The 23,766-nt window shown below is 75.3% G+C and carries 8 protein-coding genes; 4 read left to right on the top strand and 4 right to left on the bottom strand.

What is annotated here, in order from left to right; all coding sequences use genetic code 11:
- Nucleotides 1–80 precede the first annotated feature (80 nt).
- A complete protein-coding gene (locus ACFYU0_RS02770) occupies nucleotides 81–1,226 on the bottom strand; it encodes an aminoglycoside phosphotransferase family protein (RefSeq protein ID WP_389297328.1) in 1,146 nt (381 codons plus the stop codon).
- A 266-nt stretch (nucleotides 1,227–1,492) separates the two neighbouring features.
- Here ACFYU0_RS02770 and ACFYU0_RS02775 point away from each other — a divergent pair, with 266 nt between their 5' ends.
- A complete protein-coding gene (locus ACFYU0_RS02775; protein ID WP_351660996.1) occupies nucleotides 1,493–2,986 on the top strand; it encodes a hypothetical protein in 1,494 nt (497 codons plus the stop codon).
- 58 nt (nucleotides 2,987–3,044) lie between these two features.
- On the opposite strand, the gene ACFYU0_RS02780 is transcribed toward ACFYU0_RS02775, so the two are convergent.
- On the bottom strand, nucleotides 3,045–4,475 hold the full coding sequence (locus ACFYU0_RS02780) for a PP2C family protein-serine/threonine phosphatase (protein ID WP_389297330.1): 1,431 nt from the start codon (nucleotides 4,473–4,475) through the stop codon (nucleotides 3,045–3,047).
- A gap of 352 nt (nucleotides 4,476–4,827) precedes the next feature.
- Here ACFYU0_RS02780 and ACFYU0_RS02785 point away from each other — a divergent pair, with 352 nt between their 5' ends.
- Entirely contained in the window at nucleotides 4,828–5,241 is a 414-nt protein-coding gene (locus ACFYU0_RS02785; protein WP_351661001.1) for an SsgA family sporulation/cell division regulator, read from the top strand.
- Between the two features lie 8 nt (nucleotides 5,242–5,249).
- On the opposite strand, the gene ACFYU0_RS02790 is transcribed toward ACFYU0_RS02785, so the two are convergent.
- Both ACFYU0_RS02790 and ACFYU0_RS02795 read right to left on the bottom strand, forming a co-directional pair.
- Nucleotides 5,250–6,275, bottom strand: coding sequence for a Gfo/Idh/MocA family protein (locus ACFYU0_RS02790; RefSeq protein WP_389297331.1), 1,026 nt, complete (start codon nucleotides 6,273–6,275; stop codon nucleotides 5,250–5,252).
- A 139-nt stretch (nucleotides 6,276–6,414) separates the two neighbouring features.
- On the bottom strand, nucleotides 6,415–7,509 hold the full coding sequence (locus ACFYU0_RS02795; protein ID WP_389297332.1) for a chemotaxis protein: 1,095 nt from the start codon (nucleotides 7,507–7,509) through the stop codon (nucleotides 6,415–6,417).
- Nucleotides 7,510–7,970: 461 nt separating this feature from the next.
- Here ACFYU0_RS02795 and ACFYU0_RS02800 point away from each other — a divergent pair, with 461 nt between their 5' ends.
- Nucleotides 7,971–9,692: a fatty acyl-AMP ligase gene (locus ACFYU0_RS02800; protein ID WP_389297333.1), complete on the top strand. Its 1,722-nt coding sequence runs from the start codon at nucleotides 7,971–7,973 to the stop codon at nucleotides 9,690–9,692.
- 189 nt (nucleotides 9,693–9,881) lie between these two features.
- The gene (locus ACFYU0_RS02805) at nucleotides 9,882–23,744 is read left to right on the top strand and encodes an SDR family NAD(P)-dependent oxidoreductase (RefSeq protein WP_389297334.1); all 13,863 of its coding nucleotides are present in this window, start codon (nucleotides 9,882–9,884) and stop codon (nucleotides 23,742–23,744) included.
- Nucleotides 23,745–23,766 lie beyond the last annotated feature (22 nt).

The raw sequence follows: 23,766 nt of genomic DNA on the forward strand, positions 1-23,766 counted from the left end.
GAGGCTCCGCGCGGAGCCCGTACGCACGAAGGTCCGCGGTGCGCCGCCGCTTCGGGCGCACCGCGGACCTTCGTCCCGCGTCAGCGGGTGCCGACCGCCGCGCGCACGGCCCGGCGGGCCAGCTGGCAGTCGTCGTGCAGCCGCCTGAGCAGCAGCCGCTGTTCCTCGCCGGTCGGGGCGGAGCCGGGGAGGGCCGCGCCCGGGGCCGCCGGAGCCGCCTCGTGCATCGAGCGCTGCACGGCCGTCTCATAGGTGCGGATCTCACGGGTCAGCACGAGCATCAGGTTCACCAGGAACGCGTCCCGGGAGGCCGGTCCCGCGGACTGGGCGATCTGGCTGATCTGACGCCGCGCCACCGGCGCGTCCCCGAGCACCAGCCAGAGCGTCGCCAGGTCGTACCCCGGCAGGTACCAGCCCGCGTGCTCCCAGTCCACCAGCACCGGACCCGTCGGTGAGAGAAGGACGTTCGAGAGTAAGGCGTCACCGTGGCAGAACTGGCCCATCCCCTGACGGCCCGCCGCGTGCGCGATGCCGTGCAGCAGCTTCTGCAGGTCGCCCAGGTCACGGTCGGTCAGCAGACCCAGCTCGTGGTACCGGGCGATGCGCGCCGCGTAGTCCAGCGGGGCGTCGAAGGTGCCCGCCGGGGGCCGCCAGGCGTTCAGCCGGCAGATCGCGCCGAGCGCGGCCCGGATGTCCGGCCGGGGCGGGGCCTCGACCGGGTGCCGCTGGAGCGCGGCCACCCGGCCCGGCATGCGCTCGATCACCAGGGTGCAGTTGTCCGGGTCCGCCGCGATCAGCCTCGGCACCCGCACCGGCGGGCGGTGCCGGACGAACGAGCGGTATGCGGCTATTTCGTGGCGGAACCGCTCCGCCCAGGCCGGCGACTGGTCCAGCAGACACTTGGCCACGGCCGTGCTGCGTCCCGTCGTCCCGACCAGGAGGACCGAGCGTCCGCTGCGGCGCAGCACCTGCACCGGGGCGAACTCCGGGCAGATCCGGTGCACCGAGGCGAGCGCGGTGCGCAGCTGCGCGCCCTGCGGACCGGAGAGGTCGAGTCTGCCGCTGAGCGGCTGTGCGCCGGGCTGCCCGGGAACGCGCCGCGGCCGGCCCGCGCCCAGCACGGGGGCCGTCGGCCGGGCCGCCGGGTCGAGGTAGGGTCCGCCGCCCGCCGGGCGGGGACGCAGCGGCCGGGGCGGAGCGGACACGGAGGATGATGCTGCGTACATGGGAGATACAGATCCCTTCGTGTGCCTGCGGTGCCTGCCTGTACATCCACGCTGTGCGTGCGCCGACCCGTCCCGGCCGCCCGGGCACACCCTGGGGAGTGGGCCCGCATCGGATGGTGACGGCCGGGGCGGGGTGGCGCGTTCCTACTCGACACCCGTTGCCCAGTGGCACACCATCTGGCGCACCCTGGCGAACCCTGGCGAATAGTCGCCCGGCAACCTTCACGGGGCTACTGTCAAGTCAGCCGAGAACCTGGGGGCTTGACGTGAGCGGACATCCCAACACCCGCCTGGCGGACCTGTTCGGCCTGGCCGGCTGGTCGAAGGGCGAACTCGCGAGGCTGGTCAACAAGCAGGCGGCGGCCATGGGCCACCCCCAGCTGTCGACCGACACCTCCCGGGTGCGGCGTTGGATCGACACGGGAGAGATCCCGCGCGATCCCGTGCCGCGGGTGCTGGCAGCCCTGTTCACCGAGCGTCTCGGCCGTGTCGTGACCATCGAGGACCTCGGTCTGGTACGGCACGGGCGTGCGGGAAGACGGCAGGGCGACGGGATCGAGGAACATCCCGACGGTGTGCCGTGGGCGCCCGAACGTACCGCCGCGGTCCTCACCGAATTCACGGGAATGGACCTCATGCTCAACCGACGCGGCTTGGTGGGCGCGGGTGCCGCGCTCGCCGCGGGATCCACACTCAGCAGCGCCATGCACGACTGGCTGCACACCGACCCTGCCCTCAAGGCCGACGCCCCTGTCGTCCACGACCCCCTGCACGCCGACCCCGCTGGGTACGACCGCTACGAGGCCGCCCCCATCGGGTCGCAGGAGATCGAGGAACTGGAGCGCTCCGTAGAGGTGTTCCGGGCCTGGGACGCGGCCCGCGGCGGCGGGCTGCAGCGCAAGGCGGTCGTGGGCCAGCTCAACGAGGTGGGCGGCATGCTCGCCTACCACCACCCACCCCATCTCCAGCGGCGCCTGTGGGGCGTCGCCGCCAACCTCGCCGTGCTGGCGGGCTGGATGTCGCACGACGTCGGCCTCGAACCCACGGCTCAGAAGTACTTCGTCATCGCCGCGCACGCCGCCCGCGAGGGCGGCGACCGGCCCCGTGCCGGGGAGGCGCTGTCCCGGGCGGCCCGCCAGATGGTGCACCTGGGCCGGCCCGACGACGCGCTGGACCTGATGAAGCTCGCCCAGTCGGGGGCGGGGGAGCGGCTGCAGCCCCGTACGAAGGCGATGTTCCACACCATCGAGGCCTGGGCGCAGGCGTCGATGGGCAAGGGACAGGCGATGCGCCGCACGCTCGGCCAGGCGGAGGACCTGTTCGTCTCCGACCGGCAGGACGCGCAGCAGCCGGGCTGGATGCAGACCTTCAAGGACGAGGATCTGTACGGCATGCAGGCCCTCGCCTACCGCACGCTCGCCGAGTTCGACCCGGACGCGGCCGTGCACGCCCAGCACTACGCGCAGAAGGCCCTGGCGCTGCGGGTGGACGGCAGGGAGCGGTCGAAGATCTTCGACCATCTCTCCATGGCCTCTGCCTGCTTCATCGCCGACGACCCCGAACAGGCCGACCGCTACGCGCGGTTGGCCCTGATGTCCATGGGCTCGAACTCCTCCCGGCGCACGTGGGACAGGCTGCGGGAGATGTACCGGCTCACCGCCGAGTACGCCGGCTACCCGAAGATCCACGAGCTGCGCGAGGAGATCGAGCTCGCTCTGCCGAAGCCCAGAGGAAGGGGCGACGGCAGCGCACCGGCATAGGGTCTCCGCCCCGCGCGAGTCGGTGCGGTCCGAGGGTCCGCCGCTTCGGGGCGGCCGGTCAGCCGGTCACCCTGGCCACGAGGACGCAGGCGTCGTCCTCGCGCTCGGCTCCGCCGAACTCCTCCACGACCGTGCGTACACAGTCCTGGGCGGTGCGCACCGCGCCGAAGCGGGGAGCGAGGCCGAGCAGACGGTCCACGGCGCTCGTGGAGTCGTGGCCCGGTACGAGTCCGTCGGTGTGCAGCAGTACGAGATCACCGGGTTCCAGGGTGACTTCGGCCTGCCCGTAGTCGGCGCCCGTGGTGGCGCCGAGCAGGACGCCGGCCGGAGCGTTCAGCGCACGCCCCGTCCCGTCGCGGTACATGAGCGGGGCGGGGTGTCCGGCCTGCGCCCACACCAGGGTGCGGTCCTCCGGCCGGTAGCGGCAGCAGACGGCGCTGCCGAGGGCGGGTTGCACGGTGGCGTCCAGTAACTGGTTGAGCATGGTCAGCAGTTCGCCGGGCCGGGTTCCGGCCATGGCCATGCCGCGGACCGCGCCGAGCAGCATCGCCATGCCGGAGGTGACGGCGACGCCGTGCCCGGTGAGGTCGCCGACGCTGAGCAGGGTGGCGCCGTCGGCCAGCTCCAGCGCGTCGTACCAGTCGCCGCCGATCCGGGGGCCGGCCGTGGCGGGGAGGTAGTGGGCGGCCAGGTCGAGGGTGCGCGGCCCCTGGTGCGGGAGCCGCAGCGAACCGCGCCAGGGCGGCAGCACGGCCTCCTGCAGCTCGGCCACGAGCCGGTGCTCGGTCTGCGCCCGCCTGCGGTGGTGCTGAAGCGAGTCGTGGCTGTCGCGCACCGTCCGCCGGTGCCGGCGCAGCTCGCTGACGTCCCGCAGCACGGCCCACATCGAGGTGGTGCCGCCGTCGGGGCCGAGCACGGGCTCGCCCATCATGTGCACCGTCCGCGCCGAGCCGTCCGGCCGTACGACGCGGAACTCGCCGTCGATGGGCCGCGCGTCCACCAGGCAGTCGGTCACCATCGCGGTCAGTTTCGGCCGGTCCTCGTCCAGGACCAGGGAGGGCAGCTCGTCCAGGGTGAGCGCGGGGGCGGCCGGGTCGCGGCCCAGGATCTCGTACAGCTCCCCGGACCAGCTCGCCTCGTCCGTCAGGAAGTTCCACTCCGCGCTGCCGACCCGGCTGAGCAGGGAGCCGCGGCTGGGGCCGGCGGGCGCCGGCCGGGCGGCCGGGGCCTCGGCCGGTTCGGCCTCGGCGGGCACCGGGCCGTCCCGGAGCTGGGCCAAGTGGGCGTCCAGATCGTCCAGTTGGTGCAGCGCGAGGTCGTACAGGGCCCGCTGCCAGCGCTCCTCGGGGTCCGATCCGTCGTTCCGCGTGTCCCGCCGCACCGCGGCCATGTCGCCTTTGAGCCGCCGCGTCTGCGTTATCAACGCCTCGACCGAGCCGCGCCCTGGCGGCTGGGCGGCTGAGCGGTCCGCGGAGACTGGGGACGGCATGACGCACTCCGATGGGGAGGGGACGGTACGGCCAAGAAGGACGGAGGGACCGTTATGACTGTTGCACAGCCCGCGACGCCCTGTAAGGGATTTGGCAACACACGATACGGTGGTGCTTCCGGCATATGCCAGAGTCTTCCCGGAGTGTTCCGAAGATACGCTCGACGTACGCGGACGGGGCGTCAAGTCGTAGGCGGGCTACGGGACTTGTGCCATGGCGGTGGGTCGTCGGGTCGCGCTCGTCCGGGTGTTCGACGCTCTGGTGTTCCATCGCCGTGCGCGCTGTTCGACGCGCATCAATTCTGTCCGGAATTGACGTCCTGTGAAACGCCTTCGCGGACTCCTTAATTGCATGGAGCTCATTGTCGAACAGTCCGCCACCGCCCGTCTCATCACCGCCGAGGACCGGGAACTGCCGGTGTCGGCGACCCTGCGCTACACGGCGGACGATCCCCTGGCCGTCTTCGTGGACTTCCCGCCCGAGGCCACCCTGGTGGGCGACGAGGTCACCTGGACCTTCGCCCGCTCGCTGCTGGACCAGGGCCTGCGGGCCCCGGCGGGCCACGGCGACGTGCGGATATGGCCGTACGGCCGCACCCGGACGGTCCTGGAGTTCCACTCGCCGTGCGGCCTGGCCCTGCTGCAGTTCCCGACCTCGGCGCTGCGCCGCTTCCTGCTGAACAGCCACGCCCTGGTGCCGGCCGGACAGGAGGACGTGGCGGCGGTCGTGGAACGGGGGCTGAGCAGCCTGTTCGACGGGGTCTGAGCGCCGGGTCAGCGGCCGGCGCCGGCGTACAGGGCCGGGCGCGGGGCGAGTTCGACGGCCGTCCGGCCGCCGGTCTCCAGCGCCCGGACCCCGGCCTCGGCGACGGCGGAGGCCGCGTAGCCGTCCCAGACGTCCGGGCCGGTGACCTCGCCGCGCCGGCAGGCGTCCACCCACGCCCGCACCTCGCGGTCGTAGGCGTCGGCGAACCGGACCAGGTAGTCCTGCGCCACCTCCTCGCCCGCGCCGCCCCGGGTGGTGACGACCATCGAGTGCCCGTCGCCGATCCGGGCGCTGCCCGCCTCGCACACGGCCTCGCAGCGCACCTGGTAGCCGAAGCCGCAGTTGACGAAGACCTCCACGTCGACCAGCGCGCCGCCCTCGGTCTCGAAGACCACGAACTGCGGATCGGCCAGTCCCGCGGGCGCGCCCGCCGAGGGGGCCGGACGCAGCACGGTGACCGCCGTCAGCTCCTGCCCGAGCAGCCAGCGGGCCGCGTCGATCTCGTGCGACACGGAGCTGTTGATCAGCATGTCGCTGGTGAAGTGACCGGGCGAGGACACGTTGCGGTGCGTGCAGTGCAACATCAGCGGACGGCCCAGGGCGCCGCCGTCGAGGAGCGCCTTCAGCCGGCCGTACTCGGCGTCGTAGCGGCGCATGAAGCCGATCTGCGCCAGCCGGCGGCCGAGCCGGGCCTCGGCCTCGACCACCCGCAGCGCACCCGCCGGGTCCGGCACCATGGGCTTCTCGCACAGCACCGGCAGACCCCGGCGGAAGGCCGCGAGCAGCGCCTCCTCGTGCGCGGGCCCGGGGGAGGCGATCAGTACGGCCGCGACGCCGGGCGCGTCCAGCGCGGCCACCGGATCCGTGTGCACGGTGACGCCGTCGATGCCGGCGACCGCCTCTTTCGCCCGCTCGGGCTCGGGATCGGCGACGGTGGCCACCCTGGCGCCACTGACCATCCGGTCCAGGCGTCGTATGTGGTCGGCTCCCATGTGTCCGGCACCCAGTACGGCCACACCCAGCAGGTCACCCATGCGCGCGCGCTCCCTCCCGACGACGATCACGCCGAAGCGTACGCCGCCGGGCAAGCGCTGTCCGTGGGGCGCCTCGGCACCGCGGCGGGCGCCTCAGCCTCGGCACCGCGGCGGGCGCCTCAGTACCCCACCGGACACCTCAGTACCGCAGCACCCCCGCGATCCCGCCCGCGTCGCCCAGCGCGCCGTCGGGCACGAAGCGCACGTCGGCGCCGGTCTCCAGGCACTGCTCGACGATCTCGTCGACGATGTCGTCCCGGGCGTCCAGGTCGCCGGGCTCGGCCGGGACGAGGTGGGCACCGTCGTCGCGGACGGTCGTGCGGTAGTTCTCCTCCACGGCGAGCAGCCGCACCCGGCCCTCCCGGGCGTTCTGCCACAGCTCGTCCACGCCGGCCGCGAAGTTCCGCCGGCCACGCGCGGAGACCAGTTCCCCGACGATCAGGTCGGTGCCCTTGAAGTCCTCCTCCCGCAGCACGGGCTGCAGCGCCTGCCAGACCGCCTCGGGACCGGCGTGCGCGAGGCCGCCGTGCCGGACGTGGACGGCGTCCGCCGCGATCTGGCCGACCTCCTCCATCAGCGACAGCGCCGCGTCCTCGCCGGTGATGTACAGCCGGCGGGGCTGGTCGCGCAGGACCGCGCTCATCGCGGTGTCCGCCTCGCGCAGGAACCGCCGCGTGCCCTCGTCCGTGAAGGTGCTCGGCAGGTCGCCGCGGCGCATCTCGCGCTCTGCGTCGAAGTTCTCCTGTCTGCGGATCAGCGGGAAGCCGCCCGCGTGGTCCTCGGTCACCCGCTCCTCGCCGCCGCTCCACAGCGTGACGCGGTCGGCGGAGACCGACATGACCCAGAAGGGGCGCTCGGCGACCTGCGCGGAGACGAGGTTGCGGGTGAGGAAGGTGTCCGAGAGCACCACCCGCTCGGGGACGGTGCGGGACAGGGACCAGACCTGGTGCTCTCCCGGGGCGGCGAAGATCACCAGACCGTCCTCGGCGTGCGCCAGATCCACTTCCGCCAGCGCGCGGTCGAGCTGGGTCACCACCTCGGCGCGCCGCTCCCGGGTGACCGAGGGGTCGGATTCCAGCCGCTTCTTGGCTTCGGCGACCACGTTGCGCAGCCGGACGGGGTCCTGCCCGTTCTCGGGTTCTCGGCGGTGTGTCGGCGTCAGGACGGACACCGCCGGGTAGGGACGCGGGCGCCGCAGTTCGGCGAGGGTCGCGGGACTCAGTGCGTGCTCCATGACAGAACGATAGGGCGGTTTCACATATCCGGCACTTGGGCCGAAAGGGCGACACCGGGTCGCGCTGTGTGGTGTTCCGGACGCGTACCGCGAGGGGCCCTGGGTACGGCCGGGAGGCGGCGGCGGGGGCCTCGCACGGCCGCCGCCGCGGCGGGACGGCCGTCCGGCCGGGCCCGTTCACGCCGTCGTCATCGACGCGCTTCCGGCCGGCGTGCTTGATACGAAGCGTTTACGCGCAGTCGGCATTCGGGCCGAACAGGCTTGCTATGGTGCAACTCGTCAGTAGCAACTGCTGCGGGGGGACCGCGAGGAGCCGACGGACCACGGCGCTTCGAGCGGAGGGTCGAGCTTGACGACCCGGCAACGAGGCCGGGCCGGTACGGGCTTTGCGGTGTGCGCGTTCCGTCGCGCCCACAACTGCCGTCTCCTCGCCATCGATTCAGACAGGTGAGACTCGTCCCATGGCACGATCCCTGGTCGGATTACTGGCCACGCACGCCTCTGACCACCCCGAGCGCACCGCGTACCGTCACCTCGTCACGGGTGACTGCGACGGGCAGATCCAGGAACTCACCTACCAGCGGCTGGCCGTGCGCACCCGTGCCGTCGCCGCCTGGCTCCAGGACCGCGGGCTGGCCGGCTCACGGGCCATGCTGCTGTACCCGACCGGCCTGGAGTTCATCTGCGCCTACCTGGGCTGCCTCGCGGCCGGGGTGATCGCCGTACCGGGCGTGCCCCCGCAGGGCCGCGCCCAGAACCACCGGGCGCTGACCCGGATGAAGCGCCTGATGGCGGACGCGGACGCCAAGGTGGTGCTGGCGGACCGCGGCGTGCTCGACGCGCTCGACGGCATGGCCGAGCACCTGCCCGAGCTCGACCGGATCGACCGCGTCGCCACCGAGGACATCCCCGACGAGGCCGCGGCCGGCTGGCGCGAACCCGAACTCACCCCGGACACCGTCGCGTTCCTCCAGTACACGTCCGGCTCCACCTCCGCGCCCCGCGGGGTCGCCGTCACCCACGGCAACCTGCTGGACAACGAGGCGGTCATCACCGAGCGCATGAGCCACACGCCCGAGGCGCTGGCCGAGCACGACCACGAGCTGTACGTCAGCTGGCTGCCGGTCTACCACGACATGGGCCTCATCGCACCGGTACTGAACACGCTCTACCTGGGCGCCACCGCCACCCTCTTCTCGCCCCTGCACTTCCTGCAGCAGCCGGCCCGCTGGCTCACCGCCGTCAGCCGCTACCGCCCGCACACCAGCGGCGGCCCCAACTTCGCCTACGAACTCGCCCTGAAGCACGCGTCCCCCGAGCTCCTCGACAGCCTGGACCTCAGCTCGTGGAAGGTCGCCTTCAACGGCGCCGAACCGGTGCGCGCGGCCACCCTGCGCCGGTTCGCCGACACCTTCGGCGCGGCCGGCTTCCGCCGCGAGGCCCTGTACCCCTGCTACGGCCTGGCCGAGGCCACCCTGATGGTCACCGGCGGCACCGTGGGCACCCCGCCGACCCTGCTCGCCGCGGACGACGGGTCCCCGAACGCGGGGGAGGCCGACGCCGCCGCCGTCGCCTGCGGCCGGCCCGGTCCGGGAGTCACCCTGGCCGTCGTCCACCCGGAGAGCGGGCAGGAGCTGCCCGAGGGCGAGGTCGGCGAGATCTGGGTCGGCGGAGCCAGTGTCGCCAAGGGCTACTGGCGCAACACGCTCGCCACCCGCCAGACGTTCCGGGCCGAGATCACCGGCCGCGAAGGCCGGTTCCTGCGCACGGGCGACCTGGGCCTCCTGCGGGACGGCGAACTGTTCGTCACCGGCCGGCTGAAGGACCTCATCGTCATCGACGGCCGCAACCACTACCCCCAGGACCTGGAGCTGACCGCCGAACTCACCCACCCGGCGCTGCGCCCCGGCTGCACCGCCGCGTTCTCCGTGGACGCCGGGGCGGACGGCGAACGGCCGGTGATCGTCGCCGAGATCGCCCCGGAGAACGCCGGCGAGGCGGAGAAGATCACCGACGTGATCCGGGCCGCCGTCGGCGACGCGCACGGCCTGTCGTTGCGCGACGTGGTGCTGGTCCGGCCGGGCACCATCCCCAAGACGTCCAGCGGGAAGATCCAGCGCCGCGCCACCCGGGACGCGTACTCCCGGGGCACGCTCGCCGTGGTGACCGAGCCCGCCGTGTGACACCGCCCGCCGCCGGCGCCCGGACCGGCGCCGGCGGCCCGGCACGCCCCGGCGCCGCCGCACGGCCCGGTGCGGGGCGTGAGCCCCCACTTCGCCGCACCGCGCACCCGAAGTACTTCGCCGTACCGCGCACCCGAAGTCCGGTACGGAGCCCCGCCTGAGCCCGAGTTCACGAGGACAGCTGCCCAGATGCCTGCGAACGAGTCCCCGAAGCAGACCCCCGAGCCGTCCCTGACGACCTCCGAGGGCGTCCGGGCCTGGCTGATGACGGCCGTCGCCGAGGCCGCCGGGACCGACCCGGCCCACCTCGACCCGCGCCGTCCACTCGCCGAACTCGGCCTCGGCTCACGGCAGCTGGTCACCCTGGCCGCCGAACTCGGCACCCTGACCGGGCGCTCCCTGGAGCCGTCCCTCGTCTTCAACCACCCCACGATCGACGCCGTCGCCGAGGCGGTCTTCGCCCCGCCCACGCCGGCGGCCGCGGGCGCCGTCACCGAGGGCGTCGAGCATGGCCGCTCCGGCACCGGTGACGACGTCGCGATCATCTCCATGGCCTGCCGCTTCCCCGGCGGCGCGGATCACCCCGAGGCCCTGTGGCGGCTGCTGGACGCCGGACGGGACGCCATCGGCGAGGTCCCGCCCGGCCGTTGGGACACCAACGGGCTGTACGACCCCGACCCGGAGGCCGCCGGCAAGGCCTACACCCTGCGCGGCGGCTTCCTCGACGGCGGCATCGACCGCTTCGACGCGGCCTTCTTCGGCATCTCACCGCGCGAGGCCGCCGCCATGGACCCCCAGCAGCGGCTGCTCCTGCAGACCTCGTGGGAGACGTTCGAACGCGCCGGCATCCTTCCGGACTCCCTGAACGGCAGCGCCACCGGCGTCTACCTCGGTCTGTACGACAGCGGCTATCTCGCCGCCGCCTCGCTGGGCCAGCTCGACGGGCACGTCGGCACCGGCTCGGCGGCCAGCGTGGCCTCCGGGCGCATCGCCTACACCCTCGGCCTGCAGGGGCCCGCGGTGACCGTGGACACCGCCTGCTCGTCCTCGCTGGTCGCCCTGCACCTGGCGGCCCGCGCGCTGGCGGGCGGGGAGTGCGACCTCGCCCTGGCCGGCGGCGCCACCCTGCTGGTCACCCCGCGCGGACACGTGGAGTTCAGCCGACTGCGCGGGCTGTCCCCGTCCGGGCGGTGCAGTCCGTTCTCCGCCGACGCGGACGGGGTGGTGTGGGCTGAGGGCTGCGGTCTCGTGCTGCTCAAGCGGCTCGCCGACGCGCGCCGGGACGGCGACCGGATCCTGGCCGTCGTCAAGGGCTCGGCGATCAACCAGGACGGCCGCAGCCAGGGACTGTCCGCGCCCAACGGCCCGGCGCAGGAACGGGTGCTGCGGGCCGCCCTGCACGCGGCCGGGCTCGGCCCGCACGACCTGGACCACGTCGAGGCGCACGGCACCGGCACCCGGCTCGGCGACCCCATCGAACTCAGGGCGCTGGCCGACGTGTTCGGCCCGGACCGGCCGGCCGACAGGCCGCTGGTCATCGGCTCCCTGAAGTCGAACATCGGCCACACCCAGGCGGCCGCGGGCATCGGCGGCGTCATCAAGACCGTCCTCGGGCTGGAGCACGAGCGCATACCGGCCTCCCTGCACGCCGAGCGCCCCACCGACCACATCGACTGGTCCGGCACCGGGCTGCGGGTGCCGTCCGAAGGGCTCGCCTGGCCGCGCGGCGCGGACCGGGTACGCCGGGCGGGGGTCAGCGCCTTCGGCATCAGCGGCACCAACGTCCACGTGATCATCGAGGAGGCGCCCCCCACCCCGGCCGCCACCACCGCTCCGGCGGACGTCGCCCCGGCCGCCACCACCGCTCCGGTGGACGTCGCCTCGGGTGCCGCTGCCACGGTGGCGGACGTCGCCCCGGCTGCCAGCGCCACTCCGGCGGACGCCGACCCGGCCGGCCTCGCTGCCCCGGCGGACCCCGCCCCGGCCCGCACCGCCACCCCGGCGGACCCCGCCCCGGCCGCGGCCGCCCCCGCCGAGCTGCCCGGCCCCGCTCTCTTCCCTCTCTCCGCCCGGAGCCTGCCGTCCCTGCGAGGGCAGGCCGTGCGGCTGCTGGAGGCGCTGGAGGGCCGGCCCGGGCTGCCGCTGGCATCGGTCGCCGCGACCCTCGCGTACCACCGCACCCACTTCGAGCACCGCGCCGTGCTCCACGCATCCGACCGCCCGGGGCTCCTGGAGGCCCTGCGCGCGCTCGCCGACGGCAGGTCCGACCCCGACCGTGTCACCGGGCCCCCGCAGGCCGCCCCCGCCGGGAAGCTGGCCTTCGTCTTCCCCGGCCAGGGCAGCCAGTGGGCCGGGATGGCCCGCGATCTGCTGGAGCGGGACCCCGTGTTCGCCGACGAGCTCGACCGCTGCGACGCCGCCCTGCGCCCCTTCACCGACTGGTCGGTGGCGGCCGTGCTGCGGGGCGACCCGGGCGCCCCGTCGCCGGACCGCGTGGACGTCGTCCAGCCCGCCCTGTTCGCGGTGATGGTGTCGCTCGCCGCCGTGTGGCGGGCCCGGGGCGTGGTCCCGGACGCCGTGATCGGGCACAGCCAGGGCGAGGTGGCCGCGGCCTGCGTCGCCGGCGCCCTCAGCCTCAACGACGCGGCCGCCGTGGTCGCCCTGCGCAGCCAGGCCCTGACCGGGCTGGCCGGTACCGGCGGCATGGCCGTCGTGGCGCTGCCCCACGCCGAGGTGGAGCCCCTGCTCGGCGACGGTGTGTCGGTCGCCGCCGTCAACAGCGGCCGGGCGACCGTGGTCGCGGGCGCCGTCGAACCGCTCGAGGAACTGCTCGGGCTTCTCGAGGCGGGCCAGGTGTTCGTCCGCCGCATCGACGTCGACTACGCCTCCCACAGCTCCCTGGTCGAGCCCGTCCGGGCGACGGTCCTCGACGAACTCGACGGCGTCGTCGCCTGCCCCACGGACACCGCCTGGTACTCCACGGTCACCGCCGAACCGGTCACCGGGGAACTGGAGGCCGACTACTGGTACACCAACCTGCGCGAGACGGTCCGCTTCGCACCCGCCGTCGAGCGCATGCTCGCCGACGGCTACCGCCACTTCGTCGAACTCAGCCCCCACCCCGCCCTGCTCACCGCGCTGCGCACCCTCGGCGAGGACACCGGACACGAACTGACGGCCGTCGGTTCACTGCGCCGCGACGAGGACGGCCCCGGCTGCCTGGACCGGGCCGCCGCCGAACTCCACGTCCACGGGCGCCCGATCGACTGGCGCCGCCTGGTCCCCGCAGGCAGCGCCGCCGAGCTGCCCACCTACGCCTGGGACCTCGCGCGCCACTGGACCGAGCCGGAGTCCGGCGCGGGCGGCCCCGCCCTGTTCGACCGCGCCGCGCACCCGTTGCTCGGCGTGCAGCTCCAGTCCGCCGACGAGACCCGCTGGACCTTCCGCGACGAATGGTCCCCGGCCACCGCCGACTGGCTGCCCGACCACACCGTCTTCGGCCGCACCGTGGTCTCCGGCACCACCCTGCTGGAGCTGTGCCGCGCCGCGCTCGCCGTGGCCCGCCCGGACGAGGACGCAGACGTCACCGACCTGCTGCTGGTCGCCCCGCTCGTCCTGCCCGGCTCGGGCACGGTCGAGGTCTCCGTCGAGGTCGTCACCGCCGGTCCGGTGCCCGAGATCACCGTGCACAGCCGCCCACGCGGCCAGGACGCCCCCGGCTGGACCCTCAACGCCACCGCCTCCGCCGCCCCGTCCGCCCCGCTCACCGCTGAACCCCCGCCCGCCTGGCCGGAGTCCGCCGAGGAGGCCTGGTCCGAGGGGACCTACGACCGGCTGGCCGGGCTCGGGCTCGGCTACGGGCCCGCCTTCCAGGGCGTGCGGTCGGCGGTCGTCACCGGCGACGGGGAACTCCTCGCCCGGCTCTCGCCGCCCGCCGGCGTCCGCGACACCGCCGGCCCGTACCCCGTGCACCCCGCTCTGCTGGACGCCGCCCTCCAGGTGACGGCCGCGCTCGGTCCGGCGGGGCAGCGCGCCCTGCTCCCGGCCGCCGTGGGCCGCTGCGTCCTCCCGGCCGTCGCCGCGGGCGAGCTGACCGCGCGGGTGCGGCGCACCGGTGACACCGGTGCCGACCTCACCCTCGACGTCACCCTCTGGGACGCCGACGGCCTCCCCGCCGGACGTCTGGAGTCGGTCCGCCTGCGCGCCGCCGACGCGGCCGACCTCGACGCGGGTTCGGAGAACGCCCGGCACCTGTACGAGGTGGCGTGGACGGCCGCCGGCGAGTCCGCCGGCGCGCCGGACCTCACCTGGGACGTGGCCGGCGACGCCGCCGACCCGCACGTCACCGCCGCCCGGCACGGCCTGACCGGCGCCGAGGACCGCGCCGACGTCGCCGTACGCTTCTGGCCGCGGCCGGCGCCGGACGCCGATCCGGCGGCCGTCGCGCACGAGACGGCCACCGGCGCCCTCGATGAACTGCGGCGGCTCATCGCGCTCCCCGAGGACCGCGCACCCGCGCGCACGGTGTGGGTGACCCGCGGCGCGATCGCCGCCGCCGGCGGGGACCGGGCGCCCGCCTACGCCCAGTCGGTGCTGTGGGGCCTGGTGCGCAGCGCGCGGGCCGAACACCCGGACCTGGGACTGACCCTGCTCGACCTGGACGACGCCGGCCCCGATCCCCTTCCCGCGCTGAGGGCGGCCGCCGCGCTCGCCGGTGAACCGGAACTGGCGTGGCGCGACGAGGAGTTGCTGGCGCCCCGGCTGGTGCGGTCCCGGACGGGGAAGGCCGGAGGCGGCTCGGAGCCGGACCGTGACCGGTCCGCCGTGCCGCCCACGGACGGAACTGTCCTGATCACCGGCGGTCTCGGGGCCGTCGGCGGCCACATCGCCCGGCTGCTCGCCGAACGCGGCGTGCCCAGACTGCTGTTGACGGCACGCGCCGGCGCCGGGGACCCGCGCGCCCGGGACGCCGTCGCCGCCCTGGCCGCGCTCGGCGCGCGGGCCGAGGTCGTCGCCTGCGACGTCACCGACCCGGCCGCGATCGCGGGCGTGCTCGCCGAGGTGGGGGAGGAGTTCCCGCTGCGCGGTGTCGTCCACTGCGCCGGAGTCCTCGACGACGGCGTCATCGGCGAACTGACCCCCGAACGGCTGGAGCGCGTGCTGCGCCCCAAGGCCGACGCCGCCGCCCACCTGCACCGGCTCACCGCCGGCACCCCGCTCGACCTGTTCCTGCTGGTGTCGTCCGCCGCCGGCGTCGTGGGCAACCCGGGCCAGGGCAACTACGCGGCCGCCAACGCCTTCCTCGACCAACTCGCCCACCACCGGCGGGCCTCGGGCCTGCCCGCCCTGTCGCTGTCCTTCGGCGCCTGGGCGGGCGAGGGCCTCGCCGCCGCCCACGCCGACCTCGACCGCATGGCCCGGCTCGGACACCGTGCCCTCACCCCGGAGCAGGGCCGCGACCTGGTGGCGCTGGCCCTGCGCGGCGGCGCCCCGCACCTGGTCGGCTGGGTCCTGGACCTGGCCCGCCTGCGCACGACGGACGCCGCGGGCACCGCGCTGTGGCGCACCCTGCTGCCCGCGCCCCGGACCGCCGCAGCGCCGGGCGGCTCCCTGGCCGGCCGGCTGGCCGGGCTGCCCGAACCCGAACGGGCCGAACGCCTCCTCGCCCTGGTCCGCGAGGAGGCGGCCCGCGCGCTCGGCCTGCCCTCCGCCGAGTCCGTACCCGCCGGCCGGCCGCTGCGCGACCTCGGCATGGACTCCGTCACCGCCGTCGAACTGCGCAACCGCCTCGCGGCCCGGCTCGGCGTCCGGCTGCCCGCCACCCTGCTCTTCGACCACCCCACCGCCGACCGGCTGGCCGCGTACCTGCAGGCCCACGTGCTCGGCGACACCGCCCCGCGGACGGCCCCGGCCCCGGCGCGCCGCAGCGGTCCGGCCGGCGACGAACCCATCGCCGTCGTGGCCATGGCCTGCCGGCTCCCCGGCTCGGTGGACGACCCGGAGGACCTGTGGCGGCTGGTCGCCGAGGGCCGCGACGCGGTCGGCCCGTTCCCGGCGGAACGCTGGGACGTCGACGCGCTGTACGACCCCGACCCCGACGCCCCCGGCAAGTCCTACGCCCGCGAAGGCGGCTTCCTCGACGACATCGAATCCTTCGACGCCGGCTTCTTCGGCATCACCCCGAAGGAGGCCGCCGCCATGGACCCCCAGCAGCGGCTGCTGCTGGAGACGGCCTGGGAGGCGCTCGAACGGGCCGGCATCGTGCCCGCCCGGCTCGCGGGCAGCACCACCGGCGTCTACGTCGGCATGTTCGGCAGCGACTACCTGGCCGGCTCCCGGCTCGACCAGCTCGACGGCTACGTCGGCACCGGCTCGGCCCTCAGCGTCGCCTCCGGACGCCTGGCGTACGCGCTCGGCCTGCACGGCCCGGCGCTGACCGTGGACACCGCCTGCTCCTCGTCCCTGGTCGCCACCCATCTCGCCGTCCAGGCGCTGCGCGCCGGCGAGTGCGACCTGGCGCTGGCCGGCGGCGTGACCCTGATGGTGACCCCGCAGACCTTCGTGGAGTTCAGCCGGCTGCGCGGACTGTCCCCGACCGGGCGCTGCCGCGCCTTCTCCGACGACGCCGACGGCGCGGTCTGGGCCGAGGGGGCGGGCATGCTCGTCCTCAAGCGCCTCGGCGACGCGCGACGGGACGGCGACGAGGTGCTGGCCGTGCTGCGCGGCACGGCGGTGGGCCAGGACGGCCGCAGCCAGGGCCTGTCCGCGCCCAACGGACCAGCCCAGGTGCAGGTCGTGCGCCGCGCGCTGGAGCAGTCCGGACTCGGCCCCGCCGACATCGACTACGTCGAGGCCCACGGCACCGGCACCACCCTCGGCGACCCGATCGAGGCGAACGCCCTCGCCGAGGTCTTCGCCGGCTCCCGGACCGGGGACCGCCCGCTCTACCTGGGCTCGCTGAAGTCCAACATCGGCCATACGCAGGCCGCTTCGGGCGTCGCCGGACTCATCAAGGTCGTCCAGGCGATGCGGCACCGGACCCTGCCGCCCACCCTGCACGCCGGCACGCCCAGCCGGCACGTCGAGTGGGAGGGCAGCGGACTGCGGCTGCTCCAGGAACCGGTGGACTGGCGGACGACGGGGGAGCGGCCGCGGCGGGCCGGTGTCAGCGCCTTCGGGATCAGCGGCACCAACGCCCATGTCATCGTCGAGGAGGCCCCCGCCCAGCCCGCCGAGGTAACGGAAGTCCCGCCCGGCAAGCGGCTGTTCGTGCTCTCCGCGCGCAGCGAGGCCGGCCTGCGCGGACAGGCCGCCCGGCTCGCCCGGCACATCACCGCGGACACCGCCCTCCCCGGCGTCGCCCACACCCTGGCCCGGCACCGCAGCCACTTCGAATGGCGCACGGCGGTCGTCGCGGACGGCCGGGAGGAGCTGCTCTCCTCGCTCCGGGCGCTGGGCGGCGGCCGCAAGCCCGTGCCCGCGCCCCGCGAGGAGCAGTCCGGCAAGGTCGCCTTCGTGTTCGCCGGGCACGGCGGTCAATGGGCCGGCATGGGGCTGGGGCTGATGCCCGGGTCCGAGGCCTTCCGGACGGAGCTGACCCGGATCGACGCCGCCGTCGAACGGCACGCCGGCTGGTCGGTGCTCAACGTGCTGCGCGCACCGGAGGAGTTCTCCCCGCTCGACCGCACCGAGTACCTCCAGCCCGTCCTGTTCGCCGTGAACGCGGCCCTCGCCGCCGCCTGGCGCGAACTCGGCGTCACCCCGGACGCGGTGGTGGGCCACAGCCTCGGCGAGATCACCGCCGCCTACGGCGCGGGCGCCCTCACCCTGGACGAGGCCGTGACCGCCGTCACCGGCCGCGCCCAGGCGGTGGTCCCCCTGGTCGGGCACGGCGGCATGCTCGCCGTGGAACTGCCGCCCGCCGACGTCGAGGAGCTGCTGCGCCCCTACGCCGGCAAACTGTTCGTCGGGGCGGTCAACGGGCCCACCGCCACCGCCGTCTCCGGCGAGTCGGAGGCGCTCACCGCGCTCCGCGCGGAACTCGCCGGACGCGGCGTCCCGCACCGGGTGCTGTCCACCCCGTTCGCCTCCCACACCCCGCTCATGGAACCCCTGCGCGCGGACCTCCTCGACCGCCTCTCCGGCATCGGCGGCACCCGCACACCGACGCCCCTCTACTCGTCGGTGCTCGCCGAACCGGTCCCCGGCGACCGCCTGGACGCCGACTACTGGTGGGCGAACCTGAGCCGGCCGGTGCGCTTCGCGGACACCATCGCGAGGATGCTGGAGGACGGCTACCGCCACTTCGTCGAACTCAGCCCGCATCCCTCGCTGCTCCCGGCGATCGAGGCGGTCGCCGGCGAAGCGGGCGTCGACGCGGCCGGCGTCGGCTCGCTGCGCCGCGGCCGCGACGGGCACGACGTACTCCTCGGCAGGCTGGGGGAGTTGTACACGGCCGGGTACACGCCCGACTGGACCGCGCTGTACCCGCGCGGCCGCCGCGCCGACCTGCCCACCTACGCCTTCGCCCGGGAACGCCACTGGCTCGCCCCGGTCCAGTCGGGCGGCACCGCGGGGTCACCGCTGCTCGGCACCCACGTCCAGGCCAGCGACGAGCCCGGCCGTGACCTCTTCCAGACCGAGATCGACCTGAACGACGGCCGGTTCGCCTACCTGACCGACCACCGCGTCACCGGCGAGCCGTGGCTGCCGGGCGCCGCCCTCCTCGACATGGTGCTGGAGGCCGCCACCGCCCTGGCGCCGGACGCCGACGGGGTGGAGCTGGCCGACGTCCGGTTCGTCCAGCCGCTGCGGCTGGACGCCGAGCGGCCCGTACGCCTGCAGCTGGTGCTCCGCCCGGCCGAGGACGGCCACCGCGACTTCACGGTCGCCTCCGCCCCCGCCGGCCGTCCGCGGTGGGAGCGACACGTCACCGGCCGCATCGTCCTGAGCCCCGCCCCGGAATCCGGCGCGGCCGCCGGACCCGGGCTCGCCGCGCTGCGCGAGCGGTGCACCGAGCCGGTCGACGTGAGCGCCGTCTACGCGGGCCTGGCCGCCCTCGGCATCGAGTACGGGCCCGCCTTCCGGGGCCTGGAGGAGGGCCGCCGGGACGGCGGCACGACAGCCCTCGCCCGGCTGGCCGCCCGGCCCGCCGCCGGCCACCTGCTGCACCCCGCCACCCTGGACGCCTCCTTCCACAGCGCGGCCCTGCCCGCCGCCGCGCCCGCCGGCCGGGCCTTCGTCCCCGCCGGCGCCGGCCGTGTGCGCCACGGCGGCACGCGCACCGCACCCGCCTGGGTGAGCTGCGACCTGCGCTCGGTGGACGGCGACACGGCCGCACTGGACCTGCGCCTGTGGGACGAGCACGGCCACCTCGTGCTGTCCGTCGACGACTTCCGGCTCGCCGCGCTGTCCCCGCTGGACGGCGCGCTCTTCGAGACCCACTGGCAGCCGCGCCCCGAGGCACAGGAACCGCCCGGCGAGGGCGGCTGGCTGATCCTCGCCGACGAGACCGGTACGGCGGACGAACTCGCCTCCCGGCTGGACGGCCTGGTGCCGTACGCCGTCGCCCGCCGGGGCGCCGAGTACGCCGTCGAGGCCCCCGGCCGCCACGTCCTCGACCCGGCCGACCCCGCTCAGCTCGCCCGCCTGCTGGACGAGGCCTTCGCGGGCACGCCGCCCGAGCGGATCGTCCAGCTCTCCGCGCTCGACGCCCCGCCGGTCGCGGACGGCCGAAGCGCGCAGGAAGCGGCCCGGCTGTGCTGCCTCACCACCCTCCACCTGGTCCGGGCCCTCACCGGACCCGGCCGGCCGCGGGGCGGGGCGCCGCGCCTGTTCGTCGTCGTACGCGGCAGCCAGGCCGCCGGCGACAGCACCGCCGTCGCCCATCCGGAGCAGGCCCTCGCCTGGGGCTTCGCCCTCGCCGCGGCCCAGGAGCACCCGGAACTCGCCACCACCCTGATCGACCTGCCCGCCGAGGGCGGCACCGACCGGCTGTGGACGCAGCTGTGGCACGCCGACGACGAACGCCTCGTCGCGCTGCGCGACACCGGCCGGCTCGTCCCGCGGCTGGCCCGCACCCGCCCCGACGACGGCGGCCGCCCCGAGCGGCCGGACGGCGTGCACCTGATCACCGGCGGCCTCGGCGGGCTCGGCCGGGTCGTCGCCGAACGGCTGGTCCGACGGGGCGCCCGGCGGATCGCCCTGCTCGGCCGCGGGGCCCCGGACGCGGCCGCCGGCGCCTGGCTCGACAGCCTCGGACAGCGTGGCGTGCGCGTGCACCTGGCCCGCGCCGACGTCGCCGACCGCGACGGGCTCACGGCCGCCCTGGACGCCGTACGCCGCGACGCCGGACCCATCACCACCGTGGTGCACACGGCCGGCGTCCTGGACGACGCCACCCTCGCCAACCTCACCGAGGAACGCGTCCTGCGCGTCCTCGCGCCGAAGGTGCTCGGCACCGCCCTCCTCACCGAACTGGTCCCCGAAGCGGACGACCTGGTGCTGTTCGCCTCGGCGGCGGGTCTGCTCGGCTCGGCGGGACAGAGCCCGTACTCGGCGGCCAACGCCTTCCTCGACGCCTGGGCGCACCACCTCTCCCGCACCGGCCGGCGGGCGCTCAGCCTGGACTGGGGCGCCTGGGCCGGAGTCGGCATGGTCGCCGGTTCCGGCGCCCGCGCCGCCGAGACGGGCCGCTCGGGCCTGGTCGCCCTCTCCCCGCAGGACGGCGGCGAGCTGTTCGACCGGGTGCTGGCCACCGGCCGCCGCCAACTCGCCCCGATGGCACTCGACATGGAGCTGCTCGCCCTCGATCCGGACGCCGCGCGCGGCCGTCCCCTGCTCGCCGACCTGGTGACCGTCCCGGTCTCCGGCGCGGACGGCGACGACCTCGTGCGGCGGGTGCTCGCGGCCACCACCGGGCAGGAACGCGCCGAGTGGCTCGAAACCTACGTACGGGCCCGGGTCGGCGAGGTCTCCGGCGGCGCCGTGGACGTGTTCGCCACCACCGCCCTGAAGGAACTCGGCCTGGACTCCCTCATGCTCGTCCGGCTCCGCAACGCCTTCGCCCGCGAACTGGGCGTCGAACTCCCGGCCGCCGACGTGTTCGCCGCCGCCGACATCCGCGGCCTCGCCCGCGCCCTCGCCGAAGGGCTGCCCGAGCGCACGGCATCGGCCGAAGCCGGCCGGGAAGCACCGGCCCGTGAGGTGCCGGAGACCGAACTGCGGCCCGCCACGCGGGACGTCGTACGCCTTCTGCGCAGCGCCCAGCCGGACATGCCGCACGCGGCCCACGGCGTCGGCCTCGCCGTACGGCTCACCACCCCGGTCACCCGGGAGGAGCTCACCGGCATCCTGGACCGGCTCGTCGCCCGGCACGCCGCCCTGCGCACGGCCGTCGTGACCGGCGCCGAGGGCGGACGGCAGCTCCGGGTGGACCGGGAGCTGCCCGCGCCGCCGCTGCGCTGGACCGACGGCACGGACATCGACCCCGCCGAGCGGCTGCGGCTGCTGCTGGAGCCGCCGTTCGACCTGGCGGCGCCGCCGCTGTGGCGGTTCGAACTGGCCGACGGCGGCCCGCGGGGCCAGGTGCTGGTGTTCGGCGCCCACCACGCGGTCAGCGACCTGCAGTCCCTGCTGCTGGTGGCCGCGGAGATCGACACCGAACTGTCCGGCACGCCGCTGGACGGCGCCGTCACCAACCGGGACGTGGACCTGCTGATCGAGGCCCAGCAGGGCGGCGGGGAGGGCCCCGGCGAGGAGTGGCGCGACGCCTTCCGGGGCAGCGAACGGCTCGACCTGACCCTCGCGCGTCCCCGCCCGGACACCCGCTCCTACCGGTCCGGCAGCGTCACCGTGACCGTCCCCGACGGGCTCACGCGGCGCGTCGCGGACGCCGCGAGCGCCTTGGGCGTCACCCCGGCCGCCTTCTGCCTCGGCACCCTGACCGTGCTGTTGGCCCGGACGCGGGAACGCGAGCGGTTCGTGCTCGCGGTGCCGGTGGACACCCGTATCCACGCCGACGCCTTCGGCGCCGTGGGCTTCTTCGGCGTCCCCGTGCCGTTCCCCGCGCAGGCGGAGGCGGGCGAGCGGGTCGCGGACGTGCTGCTGCGCACCGACCGCCGGCTGCGGCAGATCCTGGCGAAGGGCGCCATGTTCTCCGACGTGCTCGCCACCCTCGCCCGGCAGGGCCTGCACCGGGCCAACGCGCCGCTCGTCGAGGTCTACTTCAACTACGTACGGTTCTCCGGTGAGTTGAAGCACCTCGAAGTGCTGCCGGCCGGCGTCGGGCACACCGACCTGGACCTGATGGTCACCATGACCCCGGACACGGGCACCGTCCGGCTCGACCACAACCTCGACATCCTGGACGCGGACACCGCGGCCCGCCTTGGCGAGGACTTCCTGCGGCTGCTCGACCGGACCACCGAGGACGCGGCCGAACGGGTGCGCGAACGGCGGCCCGAGCCGCCTGCCGAGGGACCGCGCCTCGCCCTGGCCGCCACCTTCGCCCTCGGCCACCTGCCGCTGATGTGCGAGGCGGCCCTGGAGGACGAGCGGGCGAGCACCGCCGAAGCGCCCTACCACCAGGTGCTGGCCGCCCTCCAGGACCCGTCGGGCGTCCTCGCCGACCCGGCCACCGCGGTGGCCGTCGTCCTGCTGCGCGCCGCCGACCTGGAACGCTTCGGACCGGTCGACGACACCCTCCTCGCCGAACTGCGCGCCGCCTACCCGGCCGCCCTGAAGTCCCTCGCCGAGCGCACCCGCAAGCCCCTCGTCGTGGGCATCCTGCCCGGCGCCGGCACCACGGAGCGGCTCCTCGGCTGGGAGCGCGGCATCGCCGCCGACCTGGCCGGGCTGCCGGGGATCGCGGTGCTCGGCCCCGACGAGTGGACCCGCCACCACACGGTCGCGCAGCCCTTCGACGAGCGCACCGAGCGGCTGGCCCATCTGCCCTTCACCCCCGAGTTCCAGGCCGCGGTCGCGCTGCGGCTCGCGGAGGTGGTGCGGGCCGTACGGCGGCCCGCGCCCAAGGTGATCGCCGTCGACGGCGACGAGACCCTGTGGGGCGGTGTGGCGGGCGAGAGCGGCCCCGACGCGGTGGACCTCACCGGCCCGCGCGCGCTGCTGGCCCGCAGGCTGCTGGCATGGCGGGCGGCGGGCGCGCTGCTGGTCCTGGTCAGCAACAACGACGAGGCCACCGTCCGCGCGGTCCTCGACCGGCCCGACGGCACGCTGAAGGCCGAGCACTTCAGCGTGATCTCGGCCGCCTGGGGACCCAAGCCCGCCCGTCTCGACGAGGCCGCCCGCACCCTCAACCTCGGCCTGGACAGCTTCCTGTTCCTGGACGACAACCCGGCCGAGATCGCCAGGATGCGGGCGGCGCTCCCGCAGGTGCTGTCGGTGACCTGCCCGCCCACCGCTGAACTCGGGGCGCTCCTCGACCGGTTGTGGCCCCTGGTCCCGGCCGCCGCCACGGCCGAGGACGCCCTCAGGGCCGGGTTCTACGAGGCGGAGCGCGCCAGGGACGCCGTCCGGGCGGGCGCCGGGTTCGAGGACTTCCTGGCCCGGCTCGACCTCGAGGTCGACATCCGCGAGCTGACCGGGGCGGACGTCGAACGCGGCGAACAACTCGTGCGGCGCACCAACCAGTTCACGCTGCGCGCCCGTTCCGCCGACGGCGGTGACCTCACCCGGTGGCGCGAGCGGGGCGAGGTGTGGACGGCGGCGGCCCGCGACCGGTTCGGCGACTACGGCCAGATCGCGCTGCTCGCGGTCGCCGCCGACGGCGACCGGCTCGACGTCCTCGCCTGGGCGATGAGCTGCCGCGCCCTCGGCCGCGGGGTCGAGGAACGGCTGCTCGCCTGGCTCGCCGACCGGGCCGGGGAACTGGGCTGCACCAAGGTCCGGCTCACGGCCGAGCGCACCCCGCGCAACGTGCCCGCCCGCCGGCTGCTCGCCGCACTCGGCGGCGGCGACCCGGACGACGCGCGGCTGGACGTCGTCGTCACGCCCGAGCACCTTCGGGCGTTCCGCTCCTGGGACCAGCAGTGAGCGACAAGAACAAGCACAACGC

It is taken from the genome of Streptomyces sp. NPDC003720 (assembly GCF_042875075.1).
In the GTDB taxonomy this organism is placed as follows: Bacteria; Actinomycetota; Actinomycetes; order Streptomycetales; family Streptomycetaceae; genus Streptomyces.